Source organism: Limosilactobacillus gastricus PS3 (genome assembly GCF_000247775.1).
Lineage (GTDB): Bacteria > Bacillota > Bacilli > Lactobacillales > Lactobacillaceae > Limosilactobacillus > Limosilactobacillus gastricus_A.
Window position 1 is genome coordinate 1 of the sequence record NZ_AICN01000075.1, and the last position, 5,641, is coordinate 5,641.

General features: G+C 33.7%; 6 protein-coding genes and 1 pseudogene. All 7 read right to left on the reverse strand.

Features of this window, described 5'->3' with window-relative positions; translation table 11 throughout:
• Positions 1-206 (reverse strand): annotated as a pseudogene (locus tag PS3_RS10725) (hypothetical protein); the annotation flags it as partial.
• Positions 206-457 carry a hypothetical protein gene (locus PS3_RS08675; protein WP_141566759.1) on the reverse strand — a complete coding sequence of 84 codons (252 nt, stop codon included), beginning with the start codon at positions 455-457 and terminating at the stop codon, positions 206-208. The gene PS3_RS08675 and the pseudogene PS3_RS10725, both read right to left, overlap by 1 nt.
• A gap of 410 nt (positions 458-867) precedes the next feature.
• Positions 868-1,434: a DNA adenine methylase gene (locus PS3_RS10555; RefSeq protein WP_202798052.1), complete on the reverse strand. Its 567-nt coding sequence runs from the start codon at positions 1,432-1,434 to the stop codon at positions 868-870.
• Between the two features lie 412 nt (positions 1,435-1,846).
• Positions 1,847-2,740 carry a ParB N-terminal domain-containing protein gene (locus PS3_RS08685; RefSeq protein WP_040468774.1) on the reverse strand — a complete coding sequence of 298 codons (894 nt, stop codon included), beginning with the start codon at positions 2,738-2,740 and terminating at the stop codon, positions 1,847-1,849.
• Positions 2,712-3,557: a dTDP-4-dehydrorhamnose reductase gene (rfbD, locus tag PS3_RS08690; protein WP_007122708.1), complete on the reverse strand. Its 846-nt coding sequence runs from the start codon at positions 3,555-3,557 to the stop codon at positions 2,712-2,714. The genes PS3_RS08685 and rfbD overlap by 29 nt, the downstream gene beginning before the upstream one ends.
• Positions 3,558-3,621: 64 nt before the next feature.
• On the reverse strand, positions 3,622-4,653 hold the full coding sequence (rfbB, locus tag PS3_RS08695) for a dTDP-glucose 4,6-dehydratase (protein ID WP_007122709.1): 1,032 nt from the start codon (positions 4,651-4,653) through the stop codon (positions 3,622-3,624).
• A 33-nt stretch (positions 4,654-4,686) separates the two neighbouring features.
• Positions 4,687-5,641: hypothetical protein (locus tag PS3_RS08700; RefSeq protein ID WP_040468776.1), on the reverse strand; the 955-nt coding region annotated here is incomplete at its 5' end.

Consider the following 5,641-nt stretch of genomic DNA (forward strand, 5'->3'; position numbering starts at 1 on the left):
GGTAATGAGAAACTCCCATCTCCTTTATTTCTCCCACTAGGAACTAAACGAAATCTCGAATCCCCTTTATACGATTTTTGAGAATACATATAAATGGGCTCAGTAAGATTTTCGTTATCATTTACAACCATATATATGCGGTACTCGTATTGGTCTTTATCCTTTTCCTCTGATAATTTAAATACATCAGAAAATTTATTATCCATTACTTTACTTTGCCAAAAACATCCTTTTCTTCAGTCCTAAAAGGATGTGCGATAAGTCCCATTACGGTTGATTTTAAGGTTCCATTTCTGCCAAATATTACAGTAATGTTTTCCCCTAATTCCAAAGTCGCACCTTTAAATTTCCTAAATTTATCGAGATAAATTCCAGTAACTTTATTTATCTGAATCTCTTTGTTATTTTTTAAATTTAATTCATTTTTTGATTTGTATATGTCCCTATCTAAACTCATAAATCTGTCCATTTTAAATAAATTCTAAAAGTGGTATTCCAATTTTTTTAACTCAACATTATCAAATGACTCAATGTTTATATTATCTGAGCTAAACAAAAACTCAGAGAATTTCCCCCTCTTGTTAGCGGAATAATTTATTTCATATTTATACTTATTAATATTCTTACCGCTTTTATATAATTCATAAATTTGAGGGGCTGTATCATAAGTCAATACCCAATTAATTTTATTAACAAAATTATTATCATTCAAAATATACGAAATATCTCTATGTAATGTTTCAGTCATGAAATGACTATATAACGACTTTCCTTGATTGAAGTACGGTGGGTTAATAAAGTAAAGTGTATCCTTGTCAAGGATTTCGAAATACTTATTCAAAAAATAAGTTGCTTCCATATTTTTGACTAGAATCCTATTAGATTGTTGAGAAATTTTTTCAATTTTGCTAATAAGTTTTTTTTGTTAAATCGAGAAGTAATATCATATTTTCCATTTTGATTTTTCCCCCCAATTGGACCGCCATCTATTATTCCACTAACATTCATTCTGTTTGCCATAAAAAAATGAAAGGCTTCGTTAAGTCCATGTGTCGAGTCTTTTTTTCGATAGAGATTTAATCTATCTTGGTTACTCTTCCAATAACTAAACTTTTCACTTGGCGTTAGCTTATTAATGCTATCGTAAAAATCAAACGGGACCTCTTCAATCATTTTTATTAGGTCATTTGTAGAGTTCAGAACAGAATCCCAGAAGGCGTATACTGAACTATCCAAGTCGTTGATTATAACGTTGTTAACTTTGTTAGAAAGTAATAGGTTAATTGCAACGCCGGCTCCTCCTGCAAAAGGCTCCACATATGTACCAGTAAGTCCATTCATTTCCACATTGTTCGAAATAAATCTAGTAATTTTCCCCTTTCCTCCTGGATACCTTAGTGGACTATTACTTGAATTAGATATATTAGATTTCATTTTTATAGTTAATATAATTTTCTATTAGAATTGCAAACAACCCAGCTTTTATTGACATATCTTCGATATCATTTACAGATAATACCTGCGCACCTCTATGTGCACCAGGATTGGACTTTTTAAACGAACTTATAAAATCTTCTTCACGAATTAAGTTTTTTATTGAGTTATAGCTATTTAAAGGAGCATCAAATTTATTTGATAAAGAAGTTATGAATTTTGTATCTTCTTCTATATGATTGATAACGTTTCTGATACTTTTTTCATTGAATTTTTCAATTCCTGAGCTACTATATAATTTTGAGTCCTGAAATAAAAAGAATGATATTTCAAAAATGGACCGAATTGCTGGTGCGTATAAATATGCTAATTTCTTTTTCTTCTCATATACGGTTGGGCCTGACCCTTTTGGTCAAAATTCATTAAAAACTTCTAACAAGTTATTTAGAAACTCAAAATTAGAATCGGAGCTAACTAAATTTCTCCCGTTAATATATCTTAACAAATCGTTATCGTTAAAATTAATATCATTCGATCTTTCCCTAGGGATCAAATTCTCAATATCCCTTTTGTTGTAAATTGCACGTGTAATCCCAACTTTTTTTTCGTCTGCAGTGTCTTTTGCACGATCAAGAATTGTTTTTATTTTTTTTAATTGATGTGGGTCTGGACCATTTTCTTCAATTTTCCCAATAAATTTTTTAATTTCCTTATTTCCAAAAATTCTGTCAGCTGTTGTAATCCCACCTATATAATCTCCAATGGAAGTACCATAAGTTTCCTCAAAAGCATCTGTTGTTTTATCAACAAATGCTCCCGATTTTCCGAGCAGCCTTGCATATCGTCTTGATGATTCTGGAGACCATGGAATTCTCCCTTTACCATCTAACGCCCCACCATGATTCCTCTCCATTATTTTCTTAGCCTCATCTTCATTTACTACAGTAACTTCAATTGAAGATGGAACCCTTTGTTTGTCGGTGCCAAATAACATTTTTAAATGTTTTTCACTTAAAAATATATATTTTTCTGGATTAGTTAACATCTTTAGCGCTGATAACCGTCTATTCCCTTCATATACTATATATTTACCATCTTTCTTTACTGCATATATGGGTTCATTCTGATCAAATCCTTCCTCAGCAATACCCAAAGCTAGATGTATTAAATTATCTCCTTTTCTTGTATCAGACAGATATAACTTTTTTACAGCATCAAAATCATCAATTGCTTCTTCAGTTCTTGGATTATTAGTTAAAAAATGTAATTCTTTAATATCAATTTCTATTCTTTTTGGTAAATTCATATAAAGCCTCTTTCCATGTTGGAATCTTAAATCCGGTTGCTTTTGTCTTCTGTAAGCTCATCACTGAGTGACGTGGACGATAAGCCTTTTGCGGATACTCTTCAGAAGTTACCGGAAGTACCTTCACATTTTCATCTTTTAAAATTTCTTTGGCAAATTCATGCCAAGAACATGTGCCTTCATTTGATAATTGATAAATCCCAAACTGTGTATTCCTATCAATCAAATAAGTCATAAATTCAGCCAACGTTTTTGTCCAAGTTGGGCGGCCAAATTGGTCACTTACCACGGTTAGTTGATCATGATCCTTCGCTAGACGTAACATAGTGTAAACAAAGTTATTACCATACTGACCAAATACCCAAGACGTCCGGATTATATAATACCGATCCATTATCTCTTGAACTGCTTGTTCCCCTGCTAACTTAGCTTTTCCGTATTGGTTCTTAGGATTAGGATCATCATCAACATCGTACTCACTATCTTTAGTCCCATCGAAAACATAATCAGTACTAATGTAAACTAAAGTTGCCTCCACATCTTGTGCTGCCTTGGTAATATTACGGGTTCCATCAACGTTAACCGACCAATTGATTTCTTTGCCGTCATCTTCGGCCTTATCAACAGCCGTGTAAGCAGCACAATGATAGATTACTCGTGGCTTTAATTCTTTGACCTTCCGATCAACTAGTTCTTTATCCGTAATATCTAGGGATTTAGAATCAAAAGCATCATATGTGATTCCTCGTTCATCCAACAAATGACACAATTCGGTGCCTAACTGACCTTTAGCACCAGTAATCATAATCTCAGTCATATTTATTCCTTTCTATACGAAAAATTCCCAATACTGGCAATCCAATAGAGGGAACTTCATCATTTTATTGACCGTTTTGGGCGTATTTAGCCTCCACTGCCGCCTTTTCATCTCGCCACCAGTCTTGGTGGTCAGTGTACCAATCAATGGTTTCTTGCAGACCCTTCTTAAAATCTGTATAAATTGGTTCCCAACCTAGCTCAGTTCGTAATTTTGTGGCATCAATGGCATAACGCAAATCATGACCAGGACGATCGTTAACTTGATCGTAGGCATCCTTCGGTTGGCCCATTAATTCAAGAATCAATTCTAGCACTTCTTTATTGTTCTTTTCCCCATCAGCACCAATCAGATAAGTTTCACCAATCTTACCTTCGGTCAGAATCTGCCAAACAGCCCGAGAATGATCATTCGTATGAATCCAATCCCGGACATTCTTACCAGTTCCATATAACTTAGGCCGATCGCCACTCAAAATATTAGTGATTTGGCGTGGAATGAACTTTTCGATATGTTGGTATGGACCATAATTATTCGAACAATTAGAGATCGTTGCCTTTAAACCAAATGAACGCACCCAAGCGCGCACTAACAAGTCAGAACTAGCTTTGGAAGAAGAATATGGGCTACTAGGCCGATACGGTGATTCGGGAGTAAACTTTTCACCTGGTCCTTCACCATGGCCAGGTAAATCTTCGCGTAATGGTAAATCCCCATAGACTTCGTCGGTCGAAATGTGGTGGAAACGAACATTGTACTTCCGACAAGCATTAATCAAAACTGAAGTCCCTACGATGTTCGTTTGGATAAATGGTTCGGGATCCCGTAAGGAATTATCATTATGACTTTCTGCCGCATAATGAACTACTGCATCAGCATCCTTAACCAATTGATCCACTAATTCTTTATCACAAATATCACCGACGACTAACTTAACCCGATCTTCTGGCAATCCAGCTAAATTAGCTTTGTTGCCGGCATAGGTTAATTTATCTAAAACCGTAACGTGAACTTCAGGATGATTATTCACCACGTAATGGACGAAGTTCGAACCAATAAACCCAGCTCCGCCGGTTACAATAATATTTTTAAACATTTGAGCTCCTTACATTTATAGAAATTAAGTATTTTAATCATTAACCGTCACTTTGAGTATATTCAGCTTGATTAATGCTAATCTAATAATGTAACAAAGTACAATTATAATTAGAGCATATTTCCAATCTAAAAAATTGGAAACAAGTATGAAAATAATGGCTAAAATAACATCAGAAATTTCTAAAGAATTAACCGAAATATCAATGTCTCTACTTAACAACGTATCTGCAAATACACTTCTAAAAATTATAGATACTACCATGCCAATAATAACTAAGTACATGCTATTAAAAATATAAGCAAAGATTAAACCTAAAACTGTACTCAAAACAATCGTAATAACATTGATCCTAAGTAGTAATACCTGTTTATTTAAAACCTTAAAGAAAGTGTTCCCAATCAAATTCATTTTACTATCAAAATAACAGATTGGTAATACTGTGGCTAAAAAACTAATACTTTCCTTATACTCAGGTAACCACAGGCCAAGGATATATTGAGCCGGTAAATACGCAATATACATTAACGGAAGAATATTAAACAAAACTATGGTTAATTTATTATAGTATTGTTTTAACGCATCAGATGAAAATCTCCTTAAAGCAGGAAATAGGACCAAACCAATTTGCATAATGAAGGTCAAGGCAAAATTCATTAAGGTAAGTGAAAAAGAAACCTTTCCAAATGAAATCAGTCCCCATTTCATATCAACAATTTGTCTTCCCACTCCTAAAATCAATAGGGAGCATACATTAGCTATCATAAGACTGATACCCAACTTCATACTAATCATTGATTCCTTAATTCCAAACTGAAGGTTAAACTTAGAAGTTGAAAATTCAGGATGAATCTTAATTAAAAGATACGCCAGCGCTAAGCCAATTGAGATTATATATAAGATAATATAGGGAAATACATTTTTGGATCCCATCCACATTAGTGTGATTTGTGAAAAAAGAAAAACAACCCTAATGATTATAATTGAC

What these genes read in the sequence shown, in the direction of transcription:
- PS3_RS08675 (WP_141566759.1), bottom strand. Translation starts at nt 457, where the DNA reads ATGAGTTTAGATAGGGACATATACAAATCAAAAAATGAATTAAATTTA.
- PS3_RS10555 (WP_202798052.1), bottom strand. Translation starts at nt 1,434, where the DNA reads ATGAAATCTAATATATCTAATTCAAGTAATAGTCCACTAAGGTATCCA.
- PS3_RS08685 (WP_040468774.1), bottom strand. Translation starts at nt 2,740, where the DNA reads ATGAATTTACCAAAAAGAATAGAAATTGATATTAAAGAATTACATTTT.
- rfbD (WP_007122708.1), bottom strand. Translation starts at nt 3,557, where the DNA reads ATGACTGAGATTATGATTACTGGTGCTAAAGGTCAGTTAGGCACCGAA.
- rfbB (WP_007122709.1), bottom strand. Translation starts at nt 4,653, where the DNA reads ATGTTTAAAAATATTATTGTAACCGGCGGAGCTGGGTTTATTGGTTCG.